Genomic DNA, 19,555 nt, shown 5'->3' with positions numbered 1-19,555 from the left:
GCTACGAAGAGATTACCAAGAGATCTTGCGGACTCGCGTTAGCGCAATGACGAAACCGGGCGGGGTTTGCGATATTTGTTGGGGTTCGCGGCTTTGCCCGTGATCTCGTACAGAAATTGACTTGGGATCGTCGGACGCGGCTTACCCCATTTGCGGCGAGTCAGTGCCATCGACATCGTCAATGTCTCTTGAGCTCGCGTGATCCCGACGTAACACAGCCGACGTTCCTCGGCGATGTCTTCCTCGCGACCACTCTTCACACTGCGGCTATGCGGCAGAATCCCTTCTTCCAAACCGACCATAAAGACAACCGGAAACTCGAGTCCTTTGGCTGCGTGTAACGTCAGCAACCAGACGGAATTCTTGAGCGCCATCTTGTCCTTTTCGTTCCCCATCTCGCGTCCAGCAAGCGCCGTCTCGGCGAGGAACCCGGTCAAATCCGCCTCTTCGGTTTTGTCTTCAAAGGCCGCGACCGCATTGGTCAAATCGCCAATCGACGCCATCCGCGCATCGCGTTCTTCGGGGTTTTCGTACAGCCGAGCGATCTCGTCAGCGTACGCCGTTCGCTCGAGCAGCGTCCGCACGGCGTCGGTCAGCGAATCACTCTTGGCTCGCAGCCGAACATCCTCAGCCATCTGTGCGAGCTCGGTGATCCCACGCCGCGCGCTCGGCGATAAATCTTGAACCGCCGAATTGTCCTGCATCACTTGCCACACCGGCACCCCACGCTCGACCGCGCGTTTGACCAACAATTGTACCGTCTTGTTGCTCAGCCCCCGCGCGGGCGTGTTGATCACACGCAGCAGCGAGATCTCGTCATCGGGCTGCTCGATCCATTTCAAATAGGCAATCAAGTCACGGATTTCACGCCGATCAAAAAACGATTGGCTCCCCATCATCACATAAGGAACATCGTGCTTGCGAAGCTCGGTTTCAAACAATCGCGGCTGCTCGTTGGTGCGAAACAGGATCGCAATGTCTCGCGGCTGGATGTGTTGGTTGTCGATCAGATTCTTGATCTCACGCACCACCATCTCGGCTTCCGCCGTCTCATCCTTGTGCTGCAAAATACGAGGCCGGCGACCATCGGGACGACTGGGAACCAAGATTTTATCGTGCCGGACGGTGTTGTACTGGATTAACGTGTTGGCCATCCCCAAAATCGCCCCCGTACTGCGGTAATTGTCTTCCAGACAAACCACCTTTGCGTCAGGCCAATCTTTGGTGAAGTTCAAAATGTGCGTGACATCGGCACCTCGCCATGCATAGATCGATTGATCATCGTCACCCACCACGCAGAAATTACGATGCACCTCGGTCAGCGCCCGCGTAATCCGGTACTGGCTGCCGTTGGTGTCTTGGTATTCGTCGACCAACACGTGATCGAACTTCGAAGCTTCCTCTTCACGAATCGCATCGTGCTCGAGAAATAGCGTTTCGGTTTGCAGCAACAGATCGTCAAAATCCATCGCTCCCCGGGCCCGCAATGCATTTTGGTAGCGGCGATAACCCGACGCCGCAAAATGCTCTTTGTCGGTCGAGGCGATCGACATCGCCTCTTCGGGATGAATCGACTGGTTTTTCCAGCCGCCGATGATCGACAACATGTCACCCGGCTTCAGCGCGGTACCGGACAAACGCAATTCACGCAAAATGTTACGCGCAATCGACTCTTGGTCGCTACGGTCGTAGATCGAAAACTTGTCGGGATAGCCGAGCGCTCGAGCGTGACGCCGCAGAATCCGCACGCACAGCGAGTGGAACGTGCTGATCGTCGGCTTGGGCTCTTGCGGTTCGCCTTTGCGAGGTTTGCGTTTTTTCTTTGAACCGATCAGCTCGCCGATCCGCTCCTGCATCTCGCCCGCAGCTTTATTGGTAAACGTCATCGCAAGAATGCGATCCGGCGGCGTCCCATTCCGAATCAAATTGGCGATCCGGAATGTCACCACCCGCGTTTTGCCAGTTCCAGCACCTGCCAGCACCAGCATGGGCCCAGACAACGTTTCAACTGCGGCAGCCTGAGCCGGATTAAGTCCGTGGCTCACATTCATTCCGTTTGATCAAGGTAACGTTTCACTGCTAAAAATCAAAAACGGATCCCATGGCCCTTGCCGTGTGCGATCCGTTTTCGTCCGATAAGGTCCCGACGCGTCGGCTCGGGACTGATTTAGAAAGGGGTTTACAGGCCTTTTTTAACGCAGGGCATCTCGATCGACGAGTGGGTTAGCCGACCCGGTCGCAATCAGCACCATTGGAGCCATTTGCGGTTGGTTCGAGTTGACCAATTGACGATTGAACGGGATCCCATAACAGGCATAGTTGCCCGTCGCGGTGTCCAATACATAGACGACCGAAGGCGCCGCAGGTCGGTTGCTGGCCCGCGGAAAATCGGCCATCCCGGTGACCATCATGTACGAGCCCCCTTTTCCGCCGCTGGAAAGGGCATCGGCGACATTGACGCTAAAACTGGCCATAAATCGGCCGACACGTGGGTAAATCACGGTGCACTGCAGCAATCCCGAATTGTGGTCCAGCACGAAAAGCCCTTCGGCATCTTCGCTGATCGGTCCGGTCGCCATCGAAAACTTTTCGCTGTACACCGACGACGTGGCATCGATTTTCGGAAACGTCACGTGGGTTTCCGACGACGATTTTCCTACAAAATAGGCGACCGCAGAGACTCCGACGAGCGAAACCGCCAACAAAAGCATGCCCAAATAGCCTTTGCCAGCACAGCAACGCCCCGCAGGGGTGGCAAGAACCGGCATCGGTGTGTCGATCGAGTTTGATTCAGAAAAGTCAATGCTCGCGTTGTGATCGGACATTGTTTTTTTGCTCCAGCGAGGTGGCATTTGACGAGATTTGGTGACTTCCAGGGAATTGTACGCGCTGGCGATCGACTTTACGATTGCCTACTTAGCGAGATTCGGAACAGATTTTTCTGGCCCGACTTCTTCTGACCCGCGTCTAGTTTACAGTATCGGGCGTCAGCACGATCAACTGAAAATGCTTCCCCACCCCGCTAATTCTAAGGACAAACAACCATGGGCATTAATTCTCCACTGAATCGCAAACTTCGCATGGGGCTTGTCGGGGGCGGCCAGGGGTCATTTATCGGACGTGTTCACTCGATCGCCGCCTGCTTAGACAATCGCGCCGTCGTGACCGCCGGAGCTCTTTCGAGCAACCCTGAACGCAGCAAGGCATCCGCTCCCGATTACGATATCGATCCGGCGCGTGCCTATGGCAGCTATTCCGAAATGTTCGAAGCAGAATTGAAACTGCCCGAGGACGAGCGAATCGATTTCGTCAGCGTCACCACCCCCAACCACACCCACTTTGATATCGCCAAAGCGGCGGTCGAAGCCGGATTTAATGTCGTTTGCGACAAACCGATGACATTTGACCTCGGTCAGGCCGAAACGCTGCTGGAAACGGTCAAGAACAGTGACGTGGTGTTTGCCGTCACCCATAACTACACCGGCTATCCGATGATCCGCCAAGCTCGCGAGATGATCCTGGGTGGCGAATTGGGCGAGATCAACGCGATCCGCTCGCAATACATCCAAGGCTGGCTCCGCACTTCGCTGGAAGCCGAAGACCAAAAACAAGCCGCCTGGCGAACCGACCCCAGCAAGAGCGGTGCTGCGGGTGCTTTTGGGGACATCGCAACGCACGCCTACAACCTCGGTCGCTACATGACCGGGCTGTTACCCGATTCGGTCAGCTGCTCGCTGAAATCGTTTGTCGAAGGCCGACGACTGGACGATTACGGCACCGCCGTCATCCGCTACGAAAACGGCGGACTCGGAACGGTCACGGCGTCGCAAATCAGCCACGGCCGCGAAAACGATTTTGAAATCGAAATCGATGGCACCAAAGGCTCGTTGCGTTGGCGTCAAGAAAATCCCAACGAGATGATCGTTCGACGTAACGGCAGCCCGCACCAAATCTATACACGTGACCCGAACGGATCGCACACCAATGCAGCCGGCGCGGCGGCGTGCCGCTTGCCTGCGGGTCATCCCGAAGCGTTCTTCGAAGCGTTCGCTAACATCTACGCAGCCGTGTTCGATGCAATTGCGAAGCGTGCCGAAGGCGGCCCCGTCGAGAAACGCGACACCGTCTATCCCAACGTGTTTGATGGCGTCGAAGGCATGTACTTCATCCAACAATGTGTCGACAGCAACTCGCAGAACTCGGCTTGGTTGCCGCTGAAGCACGAAGCCGCACGACGCTAATCGCATGAACGATCCTCATCCAACCCAATTGGCAACCGGCTGTATTGCCGCCGTATTGCCTGCGGCCGGCAGCGGCCAGCGGTTTGGTAGCGATCGCAATAAACTTTTCGCCATGCTGAGCGGTAAACCGATCTGGTTTCATGCCGCGTCGCGGTTAGCGGCTCGCCCCGAGGTGGGCCGCATCGTGATGGCGATCTCGGAACAGGACGAAGTCGATTTCCGCGGCCCGTTCGCCGAGCTTGTCAACGAACTGCGAATCGAATTGGTGCGAGGCGGCGACCAGCGTAGCGACAGCGTTCGCGCAGGCTTGGATGCCGTCGCCGATGACAAATCGATCGAATTCATCGCGATCCACGATGCGGCTCGCCCGCTGGTTCGCGATGCTGATTTGGCCGCCGTGTTTGCCAAGGCCGCCGAGACCGGAGCCGCGATCTTGGCGGCGCCTATCACGGCCACTCTGAAACGCGTACTCAACGACGGCAATGCGTCGCTGACCGTCGATCGCAGCGAACTTTACAGTGCGTTGACGCCTCAAGTCTTTCGCGTCGACGTGCTTCGCCGCGCCTACGATCGACACCGCGGACGCCCTGCGACCGACGACGCTCAATTGGTCGAGCGGATCGGGCATCCGGTGGCGCTGGTGCACGGATCGGCCGACAACATCAAAATCACTCACCCCGAAGACCTCCGGATTGCCGAAGCTATTTTGGCCCGCTGAAAAACCTTACTCGCTCGAACTCATTATGACTGCAACGAACTTAATCGAAGAACTTCGCTGGCGTGGCCTAATCCATCAAACGACTGACGAAGTCGAACTGGGCAAACTACTGCAATCCGGCCCGCAAACGATCTACATCGGTTTTGACCCTACCGCGTCGAGCTTGCACGTCGGACACCTGATGCAGGTGATGATGCTGCGTCGATTCCAACGTGCCGGACATCGACCGATCGCCTTGGTGGGCGGAGCGACTGGGATGATCGGCGACCCCAGCGGCAAAAGCGAAGAACGCAACTTGCTGACCGCCGAACAACTGCAAGCCAACGTCGACGGCGTGGCGGAACAGATGAAACAATTCCTCAATTTCAGTGGCGATCAAGGTGCACTGCTGCTGAACAACTTCGAGTGGATGAAGTCGTACTCGTACCTCGAATTCTTGCGAGACGTCGGCAAGAATTTTCCTGTCGGTGCGATGATGGGCAAAGAATCGGTCCGCTCGCGACTCGAAAGCGAAGCAGGCCTGAGCTACACCGAGTTCAGCTACATGCTGTTGCAAGCGTATGACTTTGTGCAACTCAGTCGCGAACACGGCTGCAAGATCCAAGCGGGCGGCAGCGACCAGTGGGGCAACATCACCGCCGGCATCGATCTGGGTCGCCGCATGCTCGGACAGCAACTGTTTGGTTTGACCGCGCCGCTGTTGACGACCAGCGATGGTCGCAAGATGGGCAAGACCGAAAAGGGAGCGATCTGGTTGGATCCTGAGCGTACCAGCCCCTACGAGTTCTTTCAGTACTGGGTCAATGTCGAAGATGCTGACGTGATGCGCTGCATCGCTTACCTGACCGAAATCGAGCGAGAAGAGTACGACGAGCTTGCGGCGCAAACCGAAGCCGACGCGGGCAAGCGTGTCGCACAAAAACGACTCGCCACCTGGATGACCGAACTCGTTCACGGCGAACAAGGACTCGAGTCCGCCGAGCGTGCGACGAAGATTTTGTTTGGCGGCGAAATCGAAAAGGCATCCGATGCCCAGCTCAGCCAAATCTTTGCCGACGTCCCCAGCACCGAAGCCGAGCGAAGTGTTTTGGGCGGCGAAGGTTGGTGGATCGTCGAAGCACTGCAAGCGTCGGGATTGACGACCAGCAGCAGTGACGCGCGACGTGCAATCAAAGAAGGCAGCATCTATTTGAACAACCGCCGCGTCGGGGATATGAACCATCGACTCAGCGAAGAGGATCTTGCCAGCGAGACGGTCACCGTGCTGCGGCGTGGCAAACGCAAATACGCCCTGATCCGCTTTCGCTGAGCGAGAGAGGTACGGTGATGCTCTGCGATTGTCATTGAGCTCGTGTCGTGCCGCTAGTGAATCTACTCGCCGGTGGCGAATCGGCGATTGAACAACTCGGGATCAAACGGGTTGCCGATATCGGGCAAGCGAGCGGGGCGTGCCGAAGTGACTGGTGTGCTCACCGGAACCTCGGGTTCGGACGGCTCCGCGATCGCCGGCATTGGAATCGCCTCATCGGGCGTAAAGAACTGCCCCAATGGTGGAACATGAGTCGGCACTGATTTTGCCGGTGCCACGTTGGCGTGCACCGATTCGACCCATTTTTGGATGGTCGCTGCAGTGGTTTGACGTCGAGGATCCACTCCGCGTGGTTCGTCACCATGCGGCGTTTGTGCCTTGACCAACATCTCACTTGTCAAAGGTGATTGCATGTCCAAAAACTGAAACGCCGCTTTCAAATTATCGTGCGTCATTCGTGCTGATGGTCGTGAACCAATCGACGGTGTCATCAGTTGCCATTTTCGCTTCGTATCATGCGAATGACATTGGGCACAGCGGTTGATCATCAATGGTTGAACGAAGCGTGCAAAATCTCGCACGCGATCGGACGACTCCAGCGCCGCAGGGATCCATGCTTTGGAAGGGTCGCTCGGAGCATCGTCGACAACCGGTTCGCTTGGCTCAACTTTTTCCACGTCCGCAGCCATCGCGGTGCTCCGCAATCGCTTTTCAATCCGCTTGGCTTCGGGATGGTCCGGCGCGATCGCATAAATATCGACGAGTTCCTTGGCAGCCAAATCGTACAAGTCGTAACGCAAGCACCATCGGGCATCTTCTAATCGTGAAACAAGCGATCCCACACCGCGTCGATCGATCCGATATTGATACAATTCACGAATCGAATTCCCCCAACAAGCCACGTCTTTGCGGGCCAGCTGAACTTCAGACACGCCATCACGGCTGACCATAATCCATTGCCCGAGCTGGGTCACAGTGCCCCATAACACGTTGCCGTTGTTTAACAGCACGCAAGGCTGCGATTCGGCAGCAACGGGAGATCCCGGGTTTATTGAATGTGTGTTCGTATTTGAATGGGAGCTGGTTCCGGAATGATTGACATCGGCGGACTCCAGACCGACAGGCCTCTGTGGATCCGCCCACTTTCCATCGACAGTGGGCTCGACCGGATTGACCACCGGGACGGCTTCGGTTTGGAAATTGGTCCGCGCATTGACGATCCGCAACACCGGCGATGGCGTCACCATCGGGTCAGAAGGTTCATCACTGCTAGCAAATTGATTGCCACCCATCAGGGTCAACAAACAAGCCGCGATCGTGCGTCGTTTCGGAAAAAGGGTCCACATGACAGTTGAATTACCAGTTTGGTCAATTCCAAGTCAATCGGATTTCGAGGATTCTTTGGCAAAGTTCGCCATGGCGTCCCCAGCTTTGCTTGCGTCAGAGTGCTGGCATCAGCCATTGTCGCTCGGCTTTCCAAACCGATTGCGTTCATTCACCGACAGCAAACTGTTTGATCGGCAACCCGCCGTTGATCGCGAGTGTGAGCAAGTTGTAGGCAGCGACGATGGATTCCTGCGTTTCAAACCCGATCGCGATCGAGCAGGCGATTTGTCTTGGAAAACCGGTTTAGGCACTCGGGCGATGTTCGATCGGCATGTGAAACTTGACCCAACCGGGGAAGACCACGCGCGTGATCGCGGGACGGCCGACCGACATTTTGATTCGCTGCGAAAATAACTTGTCGTCCAGACGGACCTTGTCAAATTCGCTCCACGGGATGAACAGTGGCGGATGCCCTAGCCGAAATGGCAAGAATACCGAGATCCGAAGTCCGCGTGTGTCGGCGACAAAGTTCAGCGTCGAATGGTACTGGATCGCTCCGATCCGACCGGTTCGCATGTAGGCTCGGTTCGAATCGTCGCCAAAACCGTCACCCGGTTCTGCGGCGTACCGCTGCGACAAAACCCACCAACCGCTCGACCAACTGAGCACCAGACAAATGCCACACCAGACCACGGGAATGGAGGTCAGCAGTGCGGCGCGATACCATAGGTCGGGCATAAGACGACCTCGTTTATCGGCTCTCGACCTTGGCAAAAATCATTTTGCCCGCATTGGTTTGCAGCGTGCTGGTGACGCGAACATCCAAGTCTTGGCCGATCTTATGTCGAGCTCCCTCGATGACCACCATCGTGCCATCATCCAGATAACCGATCCCTTGCTCGGGACCTTCGCCGGCCTTGATGACTTTGATGCGAAAGGTTTCATCGGGCAAAAAGACCGGACGAAGCGAATTGCTGATCTCGTTCAAGTTGATCACCGGAACGTTGTGAAGCTTCGCTACCTTGTTCAGATTGAAGTCACCGGTGACCACTTTGCCGTCGAGATGTTTTGCCAACAACACGAGTTTCAGATCAACCGTTTGACCCGCGAGTTCCGGCAGCTCGCGATCAAAGATCATCAGATCGACGTTCTCGTCCGCACGCATTCGATTGAGCACATCGAGGCCACGTCGACCGCGAGTACGGCGAAGCTTGTCGCTGCTGTCGGCGATCGCCTGCAATTCCGTCAATGCAAATCGCGGCATGATCAATTGGTTGTCGAAGACGCCGGTGCCGACCAAATCCGCAATACGCCCGTCGATCACCACGCTGGTGTCCAACACCAATGGCTTAAAACCTTTGACCTCGCGAACAAATTCCACATACGGAATCAAGAAGCGGAAATCGTCTTTGGTCTGCAGCAGCACGCTCGTGCAGATGTAACACATCAACAACCCAATCACTAACTGCAACCCGCGACCATTAAAGGATTGATCCATCAGAGGCGCGATCGCGATCCATAGGATATAGGTCAGCAAAACGCCGATCAGCACCCCAAAGTACAACGCCGAAATGGTGTCGATTCGCTTTCGTGGCGCGTAAATATCTCCGACCACCACGACAGTGGCCAGCGTCATAATGCCAGCAAATATCAGCCATGGAACGGATGTCGAGGTATCGCTCGAAAGCGATGTGTTGATGATTGCAGACACGCCTCCGGCACAGAGCAGGAAAACACATCGCAGAATGATCAGAGCCATGGATGGATCGTGGGTTGAAAGTCTTGCAGCATGGGGTGCAGTCGTGGGGGGCGGAATAAATCGGTCCCACTGACCGCAAGGAATGGTTCATAGTGTAGATCGATCGACAGTCCACACCCAAGGGGTTGCAAGCCGCCAGAACGAAGTGTCGCGGTCGATGCATTTACAACCGCTAGTTTCGATACGATCTGAAATCCGAATCGGTTTGCCAGGATAGGGCAGCCTACGGCAGGGAGCGAGACATTCTGATGTCCGAAAACCAATTCAAAAACAGGGGTTCGTGCCCCAAACCCATTAAATCGTCACAAAGGGAATAACCGGCCCCTTTGCGCCATCGAATTCGACTAAGAACGCGACCTGCAGCGAATGGGCGAGCTAAATTTTTTCGGTCTTCTTCGCATTTCGTAGCCCATCGCTTGGTTCTATCGATGATCTCACGCCATTTTCAGCCTGCCGTCTGCGTTGCCTTCGCACTGACAATCAGCGGATGCTCGGTCGAGCCAGAGCAAATCGAGCAGTGGAGCGACTCGTTGCGAGCATCAGGCGCAATCGGCTCCCCGACCGCCAGATCTCCCCAGCCGATTGCAACCGAAATCCGTTTTCGTCCGAAATACCAAGAGCGGAGCGATCCGTTTCATTTCCCCAACGACCAACCGACCACTGTCGTCAAACGGGACTCACGCGTCTCCAAGGCGACGCAGCTCGAAGTTCTCGGGTTTGCCCAGCTGGACGTTCCTAAAGTCATCCTCAGGACAAAAGACTCGACCATCACGCTCGCGACCGGACAATCGCACGACGGATTGGAGGTACTTTTGATTCATCCCCCGTCGGTCAAGCTGAAATCGGGCAACCTTGTGTGGACTGCAACGATGTTCGACCTGACGAAGCCTGAAAACTAAGCAACTCAGCAGGAATCATGAGGTGAAATCTCCCCCTCCTAAATTGACGCGAGTGCTGCGTTACAGCTTCATTTTGCAGTCGCGAACGTCGTCAAGACTTTCGCTGGATCTGCCGCGATCCAAAAGTCCTGACGACTTGTAGAAGCACTGACCTGGACTGCTACAAGTAATACAGCACCAAGCAGATTGCCAGCAGGATCGTGGCCCAGAACGTCATCGTGCTAGTCGACCACGTGCCGCCAAGAACACCTTTATCGTTAAAATTACGGTTCGCGGTGGAAAGGAAACCTTTCAAAATCACCAGCCCGTCGTCTCGCATTGCCCGATCCATGGCCCGAACCATCGACCGGGTTACCGATACAACTGCGGGCAACGCGCGTCGATACACCCAATCGGTATCGAGATTGGTCGACCGCTGCTCGGCGGGATACAGCCCTGACTTCATCAAAAAGACAAACGCCAATCCCGCAAACATCAACAACTGCAACTGGGTGACGACATGCGTCACCGTGTACGGGTGATAGACGATCTCGGGGTGCGGCAGCATGCGGTACAGCACGGGATAGGCAACACCAAGTGCGATGCAGAAGAACGCCGCGATTGCCATCGCAACCAACATATTCGCCGGAGCTTCCTTGACTCGCTTTCCTGAATCGTGGGCAAAGAAGGCAAAAAACGGAATCTTGATTCCCGAGTGCTCCATCACCCCCGCCGACGCAATCAACAGAATAAACCACACCCAGAATTGATGTTCCTCGGCTGCAGCACTGATGATCATCGACTTGCTGATAAACCCGCTAAGCAGTGGGAATCCCGAAATCGCTCCGGCACCGATGATACAGAAGATTGTCGTTAGCGGCATCGATTTGTGCAGCCCGCCGAGCTCGGTCGCCTTCACAGTACCGACGCGAAACAGCACCGCGCCCATCGACATAAATAACAGCGATTTGTAAATGATATGGCAGAACGCGTGAGCGACGGTGCCATTGATGGCAAGCTCTGTCCCAATTCCAATCCCAACCACCATGAATCCAAGTTGGTTGTTCAAACTGTAGGCCAACACACGGCGGAGATCGTTTTCGATCACAGCAAAGACGATCGGGAACAACGTCATTGCACAGCCGATCCAAATCAATGGTTCAAACCCAGCAAAGCCGCGGATCAACGAATAGACGGCCAATTTGGTGGTGAATGCACTCAGAAACACCGTCCCGGTGACGGTCGCTTGCGGATACGAATCTTGCAACCAATTGTGCAGCAGCGGGAACGCACATTTGATTCCAAAAGCGAACAGGATCAAAAACGCCGACACACTTAGCGGTTCACCCTCGGTGACAAAGGAGGTGAACTCGAGCGATCCCGTTTCCACAAATCGCATGATCGCACCGGAAAGCAACAACACTCCCGACGCGACTTGGATGATCAAGTAACGCATTCCGGCTTTGTAAGCCTGCTCATTATCGCTGGCCCAAACCAGGAAAACACTCGAAAGCGCCGTCAATTCCCAATACACGAACAACGTCAGCAGATCGCCTGCGCAACAGGCTCCGATCGCGGCGCCGGCATAGACGATCCCAGCAACATGTTGCCGAGTATCGCGAACGTGCAGCGCATAGATTGCCGAAACGATGGCGGCGATGTGAAAGACGATTCCAAACAACCGACTGAGCCGATCGATACGAATCGCTTCCAACGTCATCCCAAACAGCTCGATCTGCCCAAACGTCGTTTCAGGGGTAAACCAAAACACAACCATGCTGATCAACGACAGCACTAGCACGCCGATGGCTTGCGCTCGGTGCGCAAGAAACGGCAACAGCAACGCGCCGAGGATCATGATCAAGCCGGGCGGAATGTTATCGATCATAATAATCCTCCGGCCGACGTACGATCACGCGTAGCAAACGTCCTAAAAAGACGATGATCACAAAGGCAATAAATCCAAACCAAGCTTGAAACCCAAACACGTTCTCCCACTTGGGAAAGTGCGGATGCGGATTCTCGTAAAACAAGTCGGCCAGCACTAGCGCCACGCACGCGAGCACCAGTACACCAATCATCAAATTGATGTTCCGTGGCTTTTCAAACCAACTCGGATCGCTTGGGGGTTTCGTTTCGGTCATCCGTTTAACTCGCCACCGTGATCGGCAAAAGCACTTCGTAAATCCAATCTGCGAAAAAGAACAGCACCACACTCAAGATCGCGGTCACGCACAGCGGCACCACACACATCATCGGAGCCTCTTGAATGCCGCCGGTCACCGCGTGGGCATGATCGCCGTCGGCATGATCCGACCGATTCGATTCAGCTGAATCCTCGGCAAGCGGCGTCATAAACGCTTGGATTGGAATGGGAATCAGGTAGGCAATGTTCAACAGCGAGCTGATCATCAGCGCGGCCGTTAAAATGTAGAGATGGGTTTCGACGGTTCCAATCGCAAGGAACCATTTACTCCATGCACCACCGCCTGGCGGCAGTCCGATGATGCTAACCGCAGCAACAAAAAACGCGGCAAAGGTGAACGGCATCTGCCGACCGAGACCCCGCATTTCACTGATATTCTTTTTATGCGTGGCAACATAGATCGCTCCGGCACAGAAGAACAACGTAATTTTGCCGACCGCATGCATCACAATATGCATCCCGCCACCCAACACCCCGCTTTGCGTCGCCAATCCGGCACCCAGCGTGATGTAGGCGAGTTGGCTGATCGTCGAATAGGCAAGACGCGCCTTCAGGTTGTCCTTGGTCATCGCCACAAGCGACGCGAGCAAAAGCGAAGCTCCGGCAGCATACGCCAACCAAATACTAACACCCGTGCTTGAAAGCAAATCGATGCCAAAGATGTAAACAACAACTTTCAGCACCGAGAACACACCGACTTTGACGACCGCCACCGCGTGCAGTAGCGCACTGACCGGCGTCGGGGCGACCATCGCGGCGGGTAACCAGCGATGAAACGGCATCAGAGCGGCCTTGCCAATGCCAAAGGCAAACAGGGCCAACAAGATGCCAAGTCCGAGCGTGGAAATGTCGCCATCGGCATGAGCGGAACTGAGAATGCCGCCAGCGGTAAAGTCCAGCGTTCCCGCCACATACCATGTCCAGGCGACGGCCAGCATGAAGAAGGCGATCGAGGTGGAAAGCAAAATACCGAGATAGACGCGGCCACCGTCACGAGCTTCGGCGGTCCCGTGATGCGTCACCAACGGATACGTCGACACGGTCATCAATTCGTAGGCGACGAACAAGGTAAACAAGTTCGCTGAGAATGCCGCAGCGATCGCGGCAAAGATTGCGATGGCAAAACAGGCGTAAAAACGCGTTTGGTTTTCCTCGTGATGGCCTCGCATGTAACCAATCGCATACAGCGTGGTCAAGATCCACAGCCCCGACGCGACCAGTGCAAAGACCATCCCTAGCGGTTCCACTTCGAACGCGATACGAAACCCCGGTAGCATCTCGCCCAAACTGACCGAAGGTCGCTCGCCTGCGAACACAAAACTCGACAAGCGACACGTCGCAGCAAACAGCAGCGTGGAAACCACGATCGTAGCAGCTTCACGAAGATTGGGCCATCGACCACAGGCGTAAATCAACCCCAGTGCGACAAGCGGCAACACTCCCGCGATCCAGATTAATGTTTCGGCAGCCATCATTGCGTGCCTCCTAACAAGAGCGACGCGGCCCCCGCAGCCAAGTCAGCCGAGTAAACCGTCCAAACGCCAAACACCAAGGTGGCAAGGATCACCGTGTACATCGGAACCAACATTCCCAGCGGTGCCTCGATCGCTTGTTTGGCCTTTTCGGACGGCTCGGCGAAATACAACGTCTCGACCACTCGCCAAACGTAAACCAGTGCCAGCAGCGAACTGAGCAACATCAATACCGCAACCGACCAGTGGTGAGAATCAAACGCAGCGGTCAACAACAACCATTTGCTGATAAAGCCTGCAGTGAATGGCACTCCGATTAACGCCAACCCACCGATGGCCCAAGCGAATGAGGTCCACGGCATCGTACGACCGGCACCACGCCAATCGGTAAGCTGGACCGAGCCAATCCGCAGAGCGAAACAGCCCACCACCATGAACAGGCCGCCCTTGATCAAGGCGTGATTGAACATGTGAACGATCCCAGCGGCCAGCCCCGCTTGGTTCGCCATACTAATTCCGAGCAACATGTAACCGATTTGAGCAATGCTCGAATACGCCAACAAACGCTTCACGTTGTCTTGGTAGATCGCAGCGGTCGAGGCGGCAAAAATGCCCACCAACGCCATCACCATCAACGCGGTATCCAGCGGCAAAACTTCAAACGCAAATTCGCGTGTAAAGATACTGAACACAATTCGAATCAACGCATAGACAGAAACCTTGGTCGCCGTTGCTGCGATGAAACATGTGACCACCGACGGAGCATAGGTGTAAGCATTGGGCAACCAAGTATGAACCGGAAAGACGGCCATCTTGATAAACAGACCAATCGTCAAAAATGCAAACGCCACCAAGACGGTTCGCGGACCATGATCCACCGGTAATCGCGTTGCGATATCGGCCATATTGAGAGTGCCGGTCATCTGATAGACCAAGCCGATACCGATCAGAATGAACGTGGCTCCCACGCTGCCCAGGATCAAATACTGAAACGCCGCCAACGGTGCACGCCGTGATCGCCCCAGACTGATCAACGCGTACGTTGACAACGATGAAATTTCCAAGAACACAAACACGTTGAACAAGTCGCCGGTGACACACATCCCCAACAAACCGGTCAGGCAAAGCAAATACGTCGCATAGAACAGATAGTGTTTGGAACGTGGAATCTCTTTTTCGATGCTGTGCGGTGCGTACGTCAGCACGATCGCACCGAGTGCCGAGACGAACAGCATCACAAACCCGCTGAGTTCATCGACAACATATTCGATCCCATAGGGTGGCGCCCAATCACCAATGTTGTAACGCAGCGGCCCGTCGGCATTGACCGTACCGACCAATGCGACCGCCATTGCGAACACGCACCACGAAACCGTCAACGCAACGATGTAGGCAAGTTTGCGATTGCCGATCAAAACGCATAGCGGCGCGGCCAATAACGGCAACACGATCAGCAAGATGGGTAGATGACTTTCCATCAAGAATCCCGATCCAATTCCAAGATTTTGTCTTCCTCAATCGTGCCGTACTCTTCACGGATGCGAACGATCAGTGCCAGTGCCAACGAAGTCGTCGCAATCCCCACCACGATTGCGGTCAGCATCAGCACGCTGGGCATTGGGTTTGAGTAGATGATGGGCTCGACTTGCGATGACAGATCGGCTTGCTGAGCGATTTCACCGAGCGGCGACAGCACCTCTTCGGCAACCGATTGAGCATGCTCGCTCGGCGAATCCACTGCATCGTGAAGCGACGAGGTTAGAGAGTCCAGCGAATTCCCATGCCCGTTCACGCCATGCCCGTTCACGTCATGGCCATTCGCGCCATGACCATTCGCGACACGAGGCGGAATGATCGGTGCGGTGCCGCCGTTCACCTTGCCCATCGTGATGTAAAGCAGGAAGACGGAGGTTTGAAAGATGTTCAATCCGATGACGGATTTAATCATGTTCTGGCGTGCGATAACGATGTAAAACCCCGTCATCATCAAGAAGATCACGATCCAGTAGTTGTATAGTCCGACGACTTGTTCGACGCTCATACGATTCTTTTCCTGCCAGCAAAGGAGTAGAAAATCATCGTCATCACCGAGGTTACGGTGATCCCGACACCGAGCTCGACCAAGAAGATGCCGAGATGCTGTCCGGTGGGAAAGATGTGGGGATAGAAGTGGTGCTCGAGCACCGCATAATCAAGGAAGTTGCCTCCGAGTGCCAACGTCAACACTCCGGTCATCCCATACACGACGACTCCGAGTGCCATCAGTTTTTCGATGACCATCGGTGGCGCGACGCGTTTGACCGATTCGAGTCCAAAGACCAATCCGTACAGAATCAACGCCGAGGCAAAAATCACGCCGGCTTGGAATCCACCGCCAGGCCCAAAATCACCGTGAAATTGCACATAAAATGCAAATAACAAGATGTACGGGATCAAGATCTTTGTGACGACTCGAATGACAGGAAATGTTCTCACGTCAACTTCTCCGCCGAGGCATCTTGTTCGGAATCGTCATTCTCTTTGCGAAGAATAATCAGCACCGCGATGCCTGCCGTTAACACCACGGTCGTTTCGCCGAGCGTGTCGTAACCACGATAGCTGGCCAATACCGCAGTCACGACATTGGGCAACCCGTGCATATCATGTTGAGACTTTTCAACAAAGGATGGATTCGGATGCAATTGGATCGGAGCCTTGGGGTCCCCGAAGTGCGGCATATCCAAGGTGCCGTAAACGAGCACACAGCCGGTAATCAGCACCAGAAAGAAAGGCATGATCGGGGCGTGCGCGAGTTGACGATCTTTTTTGCCCGTTAGCGCCAACGTACTCAGCATCAACACGGTGGCAATCCCCGCACCGACCGCCGCCTCGGTAAACGCCACATCGGGTGCGTCGAGGATCAACATCCAACTCGCACTCAAAAAACTATAGATACCAGTGAACATGATCGCCGCCCACAAATCTCGCATCCGCGCGATCGTGACCGCGGTAATCGCGAGCAGGGCAAGGATAGGAAAATCGATCAAACTGCTCATGATTGGTTCGGCTCCTCACTACGCGATTTTTCATCAAGCAGTGGCTCTCCATCGAGCACCGGTTTCAATCCATGCGTCATCGCAGAGCGTGCCAACGCGTGACACGAACTCGGGCTGGTGACGGTCAAGAAGAACAGAATCGCGACCAACTTCAGCGCCGTCAAACTTAACCCGGCTTGCAGCAGCAGTCCTGCAACGATCAAACCAGCGCCCATCGTGTCAGTGATCCCAGCGCCGTGCATCCGCGAGAAAAACTCGGGAAGCCGGACAATGCCAATTCCACCGATGATCGAAAACGTCGCTCCGGTCATCAACAGGATCCAGCTCAGCAGATCGACAATACTCATCACGACACTCCTTCGTCACTGAAACTGCCGTATTCTGCAAATCGCAGTAGCGCCACCATGCCGATGAAATTCATCAGACTGTAGAGCAGCGCGAGATCGAGAAAATCATCACGGCCGGTCATGAAGTCGACCACACAGATCAGCAGCACGGTTTTCGTACCAAAGGTATTCAGCGCCAACACGCGATCAAAGACCGTGGGACCAAACATCGCACGGATTAACGCTAAACTCATCGTCACCAAAATGGCGATCGAGGTGACGGCAAACATGTCGATGCTGATCACGACTTCTCCAATTCACAGATACGTCGATCGGTTTCACCGGTAATGTCGGATTCGTCGTTGGTCAGTGCGAGGGCGTGGATGGTGATGCTTTCCCCTTCGACTCGCACCGATACGGTGCCTGGAGTCAGCGTGACGGAATTGGCAAGCATGACGCGTCCGAGTTCGGTTTTCGCTCGCGTGGGCACCGTCACGATGCGACGGCGGAGCGGCATTTTGGGAGACAGGATAATTTTTGCGACGGTCAGATTGGAAACCAAAATCTCTTTCATCAACCAGGGCGCGTAATGCGTAAACGGCCGCAAACCGAGCTGAGCCGGAGCCCCCTCTTCGTCGACGATTCGCATCCGCTGCGATATCCACAGACTGCAAAGGCACGATAACACGCCTAAACCCAGCAAGAATGGGCTTTCAAAGTGCCCAGACCAGATCAGCCACGTGAGGAATAATGCCACTGCGAGGGTCAATGTGTATTTCACAATTGCCGTCCTGTTGCGGCGTTCCATCCGCGAGAAGTGTTCTGCCAAGTCCAATACATGTGAAAAACTTTGCAGAATATAGCCGCCGTGCGTTTTAGTGACCATGGCGGATCCGATGGCCTGAGTCCATTCGCCCATTGCCACCTATGTTAGTGGCGTTCGCGTTTGAGAAACGCTTGCGGGACGCCAACCGGTTAGCAGCGAGAAGAAACCATTCACGTTGGCCCAGCCGGCCTGCGACGCCCCCCGATCGAAAACTCGCTGTCTCTAGCTGAGCAACTCGTCTCTAGCTGAGCAACTTGCCCAAGGTGGCTTCATACCGCGTGATCATCTCATCGCCATTGGTCACATTCATGTCCAAGTCACGCAGCCGACCGTCCGTGAGCGCATAAACCCAACCATGCACCGCAAGCTTCTGGCCTTTCCGCCACGCGTCACGCACAATCGTGGTACGGCACACATTCATCACCTGCTCCATCACGTTCAGTTCACACAAACGATCGCAGCGTTCACGCGGCACCTCAATCGCATCGAGCTGTGCTTGATGGATCATGGCGACGTCTTGGATGTAACGCAGCCAATTTTCGATCAGCCCCAACTCTTTATGAAACAGTGCCGCGGCGACACCCCCACAACCGTAGTGCCCGCAAACGATCACATGCTCGACCTTCAAAACCTCGATCGCAAACTGCATCACCGATAGACAATTCAAATCCGAGTGGACGACCAGATTGGCGACATTGCGATGGACGAACAGTTCACCGGGGTCCAAACCGACAATCTGATTAGCCGGCACGCGACTGTCGGCACAGCCAATCCAAAGATACTTGGGCGATTGCTGCTGCGACAATCGCTCGAAGAATGTGGGATCCTGTTCGACAACTTGCTCCGACCATTCACGATTGTTATTAAAAAGTTCTTGCAGCGAATGCATACTCATTTTCCGGCTAGGGTTTCGGATTCGGGGGTCGAGTGGTTAGAAGATCCTAGAGCGAAGGCAACGGTGCGATCAAGTTGGTCACGCAATTTTTCCATCTGGTCTTTGCTCAATCCTTGACCCACCAGACTGGCAAGATGAAGCGTGGCAATCACCGCAGCGCCGCCAGGAATCAGCAGCAGCCCCCAAGGCGCCGCTCCCATGAACCACTGGACGTAACCATACACACCACCGACGAACATAAAGAAAGCAGTGATAAAGTAGACGAGCATAAAAAACGTCCAAACCTCGGGACGTGGTGCAAAGCGAGCATACAACTGCGTCCCGGATTCGATATCGCTTAGCTGCACCGACAATTGCGGCGACCAAAATCGCCGCTCCTCGGGGCGTACCGCAAACTCGGCACAGTCCCCTACGGCTCTTGCATTTTCGATCGAATCCAGCTCGGCGATTGCCTGGCGGATCCGCTGCATCGCCTCGTCTTTGCCTAAGGGCAAATCCAAAGTAAAGGCAGGCAGCATTCTCAGAGACGGCACGAAAGGAACCTCGCTGCAACAGCCGCTGGCC

21 protein-coding genes are annotated in these 19,555 nt (G+C 55.0%); 4 read left to right on the top strand and 17 right to left on the bottom strand.

The genetic code is table 11. From position 1 onward, the window contains the following. Window positions 1-38: 38 nt before the first annotated feature. Together ABD971_RS10230 and ABD971_RS10225 are read right to left on the bottom strand one after the other, a co-directional pair. Complete coding sequence (locus ABD971_RS10230; protein WP_345321730.1) at window positions 39-2,051, bottom strand: ATP-dependent helicase; 2,013 nt, start codon at window positions 2,049-2,051, stop codon at window positions 39-41. 141 nt (window positions 2,052-2,192) lie between these two features. Further along, a complete protein-coding gene (locus ABD971_RS10225; RefSeq protein ID WP_345321728.1) occupies window positions 2,193-2,825 on the bottom strand; it encodes a hypothetical protein in 633 nt (210 codons plus the stop codon). Window positions 2,826-3,044: 219 nt separating this feature from the next. Here ABD971_RS10225 and ABD971_RS10220 point away from each other — a divergent pair, with 219 nt between their 5' ends. From ABD971_RS10220 to tyrS, 3 genes are read left to right on the top strand one after another with little or no spacing between them, the layout of a single operon-like run. Beyond that, window positions 3,045-4,241: a Gfo/Idh/MocA family protein gene (locus tag ABD971_RS10220; protein ID WP_339941028.1), complete on the top strand. Its 1,197-nt coding sequence runs from the start codon at window positions 3,045-3,047 to the stop codon at window positions 4,239-4,241. 4 nt (window positions 4,242-4,245) lie between these two features. Further along, a complete protein-coding gene (ispD, locus tag ABD971_RS10215) occupies window positions 4,246-4,959 on the top strand; it encodes a 2-C-methyl-D-erythritol 4-phosphate cytidylyltransferase (protein ID WP_345321726.1) in 714 nt (237 codons plus the stop codon). Window positions 4,960-4,984: 25 nt separating this feature from the next. Further along, on the top strand, window positions 4,985-6,268 hold the full coding sequence (tyrS, locus tag ABD971_RS10210) for a tyrosine--tRNA ligase (protein ID WP_339941024.1): 1,284 nt from the start codon (window positions 4,985-4,987) through the stop codon (window positions 6,266-6,268). A 62-nt stretch (window positions 6,269-6,330) separates the two neighbouring features. On the opposite strand, the gene ABD971_RS10205 is transcribed toward tyrS, so the two are convergent. The 3 genes from ABD971_RS10205 to ABD971_RS10195 all read right to left on the bottom strand — a co-directional run bounded on the left by ABD971_RS10205 (window position 6,331) and on the right by ABD971_RS10195 (window position 9,353). After that, complete coding sequence (locus ABD971_RS10205) at window positions 6,331-7,614, bottom strand: hypothetical protein (RefSeq protein WP_345321724.1); 1,284 nt, start codon at window positions 7,612-7,614, stop codon at window positions 6,331-6,333. A 283-nt stretch (window positions 7,615-7,897) separates the two neighbouring features. Continuing rightward, complete coding sequence (locus tag ABD971_RS10200) at window positions 7,898-8,332, bottom strand: hypothetical protein (protein ID WP_339941021.1); 435 nt, start codon at window positions 8,330-8,332, stop codon at window positions 7,898-7,900. Window positions 8,333-8,345: 13 nt separating this feature from the next. Then, on the bottom strand, window positions 8,346-9,353 hold the full coding sequence (locus ABD971_RS10195) for a PIN/TRAM domain-containing protein (protein ID WP_339941019.1): 1,008 nt from the start codon (window positions 9,351-9,353) through the stop codon (window positions 8,346-8,348). Window positions 9,354-9,781: 428 nt separating this feature from the next. Here ABD971_RS10195 and ABD971_RS10190 point away from each other — a divergent pair, with 428 nt between their 5' ends. Continuing rightward, complete coding sequence (locus tag ABD971_RS10190; RefSeq protein WP_345321720.1) at window positions 9,782-10,252, top strand: hypothetical protein; 471 nt, start codon at window positions 9,782-9,784, stop codon at window positions 10,250-10,252. Window positions 10,253-10,412: 160 nt separating this feature from the next. On the opposite strand, the gene ABD971_RS10185 is transcribed toward ABD971_RS10190, so the two are convergent. From ABD971_RS10185 to ABD971_RS10130, 12 genes are all read right to left on the bottom strand, one after another. Continuing rightward, a complete protein-coding gene (locus tag ABD971_RS10185) occupies window positions 10,413-12,119 on the bottom strand; it encodes a Na(+)/H(+) antiporter subunit D (protein ID WP_425571283.1) in 1,707 nt (568 codons plus the stop codon). Next, window positions 12,109-12,375 carry a hypothetical protein gene (locus ABD971_RS10180; protein WP_345321718.1) on the bottom strand — a complete coding sequence of 89 codons (267 nt, stop codon included), beginning with the start codon at window positions 12,373-12,375 and terminating at the stop codon, window positions 12,109-12,111. The genes ABD971_RS10185 and ABD971_RS10180 overlap by 11 nt, the downstream gene beginning before the upstream one ends. A 4-nt stretch (window positions 12,376-12,379) precedes the next feature. Continuing rightward, window positions 12,380-13,909, bottom strand: a complete 1,530-nt coding sequence (locus ABD971_RS10175) for a proton-conducting transporter transmembrane domain-containing protein (RefSeq protein WP_345322134.1) — start codon at window positions 13,907-13,909, stop codon at window positions 12,380-12,382. Beyond that, the gene (locus ABD971_RS10170; RefSeq protein WP_345321716.1) at window positions 13,909-15,387 is read right to left on the bottom strand and encodes a monovalent cation/H+ antiporter subunit D family protein; all 1,479 of its coding nucleotides are present in this window, start codon (window positions 15,385-15,387) and stop codon (window positions 13,909-13,911) included. The genes ABD971_RS10175 and ABD971_RS10170 overlap by 1 nt, the downstream gene beginning before the upstream one ends. Then, window positions 15,387-15,950: a sodium:proton antiporter gene (locus tag ABD971_RS10165; protein WP_345321714.1), complete on the bottom strand. Its 564-nt coding sequence runs from the start codon at window positions 15,948-15,950 to the stop codon at window positions 15,387-15,389. The genes ABD971_RS10170 and ABD971_RS10165 overlap by 1 nt, the downstream gene beginning before the upstream one ends. Continuing rightward, window positions 15,947-16,384, bottom strand: coding sequence for a Na(+)/H(+) antiporter subunit B (locus ABD971_RS10160; protein ID WP_339941009.1), 438 nt, complete (start codon window positions 16,382-16,384; stop codon window positions 15,947-15,949). The genes ABD971_RS10165 and ABD971_RS10160 overlap by 4 nt, the downstream gene beginning before the upstream one ends. After that, a complete protein-coding gene (locus tag ABD971_RS10155; RefSeq protein WP_339941007.1) occupies window positions 16,381-16,944 on the bottom strand; it encodes a DUF4040 domain-containing protein in 564 nt (187 codons plus the stop codon). Before ABD971_RS10155 ends, ABD971_RS10160 begins: the two co-directional genes overlap by 4 nt. Beyond that, a complete protein-coding gene (gene mnhG, locus ABD971_RS10150) occupies window positions 16,941-17,291 on the bottom strand; it encodes a monovalent cation/H(+) antiporter subunit G (RefSeq protein ID WP_339941005.1) in 351 nt (116 codons plus the stop codon). Before mnhG ends, ABD971_RS10155 begins: the two co-directional genes overlap by 4 nt. Continuing rightward, window positions 17,291-17,575 carry an MrpF/PhaF family protein gene (locus ABD971_RS10145; protein WP_339941003.1) on the bottom strand — a complete coding sequence of 95 codons (285 nt, stop codon included), beginning with the start codon at window positions 17,573-17,575 and terminating at the stop codon, window positions 17,291-17,293. Before ABD971_RS10145 ends, mnhG begins: the two co-directional genes overlap by 1 nt. After that, window positions 17,572-18,156, bottom strand: a complete 585-nt coding sequence (locus ABD971_RS10140; RefSeq protein ID WP_339941001.1) for a Na+/H+ antiporter subunit E — start codon at window positions 18,154-18,156, stop codon at window positions 17,572-17,574. Before ABD971_RS10140 ends, ABD971_RS10145 begins: the two co-directional genes overlap by 4 nt. A 181-nt stretch (window positions 18,157-18,337) precedes the next feature. Further along, complete coding sequence (can, locus tag ABD971_RS10135; RefSeq protein WP_345321709.1) at window positions 18,338-18,991, bottom strand: carbonate dehydratase; 654 nt, start codon at window positions 18,989-18,991, stop codon at window positions 18,338-18,340. Further along, window positions 18,988-19,524 carry a hypothetical protein gene (locus tag ABD971_RS10130; RefSeq protein ID WP_345321707.1) on the bottom strand — a complete coding sequence of 179 codons (537 nt, stop codon included), beginning with the start codon at window positions 19,522-19,524 and terminating at the stop codon, window positions 18,988-18,990. The genes can and ABD971_RS10130 overlap by 4 nt, the downstream gene beginning before the upstream one ends. Between the last annotated feature and the right edge of the window lie 31 nt (window positions 19,525-19,555).

The organism is Novipirellula rosea (assembly GCF_039541335.1).
GTDB classification, from domain to species: domain Bacteria; phylum Planctomycetota; class Planctomycetia; order Pirellulales; family Pirellulaceae; genus Novipirellula; species Novipirellula rosea.
This window is presented reverse-complemented; position numbering and strand designations above follow the sequence as displayed.

Excerpts from the sequence above, each read along its gene's own strand:
- ABD971_RS10230 (WP_345321730.1), bottom strand. The coding sequence starts at position 2,051 with ATGAATGTGAGCCACGGACTTAATCCGGCTCAGGCTGCCGCAGTTGAA.
- ABD971_RS10225 (WP_345321728.1), bottom strand. The coding sequence starts at position 2,825 with ATGTCCGATCACAACGCGAGCATTGACTTTTCTGAATCAAACTCGATC.
- ABD971_RS10220 (WP_339941028.1), top strand. The coding sequence starts at position 3,045 with ATGGGCATTAATTCTCCACTGAATCGCAAACTTCGCATGGGGCTTGTC.
- ispD (WP_345321726.1), top strand. The coding sequence starts at position 4,246 with ATGAACGATCCTCATCCAACCCAATTGGCAACCGGCTGTATTGCCGCC.
- tyrS (WP_339941024.1), top strand. The coding sequence starts at position 4,985 with ATGACTGCAACGAACTTAATCGAAGAACTTCGCTGGCGTGGCCTAATC.
- ABD971_RS10205 (WP_345321724.1), bottom strand. The coding sequence starts at position 7,614 with ATGTGGACCCTTTTTCCGAAACGACGCACGATCGCGGCTTGTTTGTTG.
- ABD971_RS10200 (WP_339941021.1), bottom strand. The coding sequence starts at position 8,332 with ATGCCCGACCTATGGTATCGCGCCGCACTGCTGACCTCCATTCCCGTG.
- ABD971_RS10195 (WP_339941019.1), bottom strand. The coding sequence starts at position 9,353 with ATGGCTCTGATCATTCTGCGATGTGTTTTCCTGCTCTGTGCCGGAGGC.
- ABD971_RS10190 (WP_345321720.1), top strand. The coding sequence starts at position 9,782 with ATGATCTCACGCCATTTTCAGCCTGCCGTCTGCGTTGCCTTCGCACTG.
- ABD971_RS10185 (WP_425571283.1), bottom strand. The coding sequence starts at position 12,119 with ATGATCGATAACATTCCGCCCGGCTTGATCATGATCCTCGGCGCGTTG.
- ABD971_RS10180 (WP_345321718.1), bottom strand. The coding sequence starts at position 12,375 with ATGACCGAAACGAAACCCCCAAGCGATCCGAGTTGGTTTGAAAAGCCA.
- ABD971_RS10175 (WP_345322134.1), bottom strand. The coding sequence starts at position 13,909 with ATGGCTGCCGAAACATTAATCTGGATCGCGGGAGTGTTGCCGCTTGTC.
- ABD971_RS10170 (WP_345321716.1), bottom strand. The coding sequence starts at position 15,387 with ATGGAAAGTCATCTACCCATCTTGCTGATCGTGTTGCCGTTATTGGCC.
- ABD971_RS10165 (WP_345321714.1), bottom strand. The coding sequence starts at position 15,950 with ATGAGCGTCGAACAAGTCGTCGGACTATACAACTACTGGATCGTGATC.
- ABD971_RS10155 (WP_339941007.1), bottom strand. The coding sequence starts at position 16,944 with ATGAGCAGTTTGATCGATTTTCCTATCCTTGCCCTGCTCGCGATTACC.
- mnhG (WP_339941005.1), bottom strand. The coding sequence starts at position 17,291 with ATGAGTATTGTCGATCTGCTGAGCTGGATCCTGTTGATGACCGGAGCG.
- ABD971_RS10140 (WP_339941001.1), bottom strand. The coding sequence starts at position 18,156 with ATGGTCACTAAAACGCACGGCGGCTATATTCTGCAAAGTTTTTCACAT.
- can (WP_345321709.1), bottom strand. The coding sequence starts at position 18,991 with ATGAGTATGCATTCGCTGCAAGAACTTTTTAATAACAATCGTGAATGG.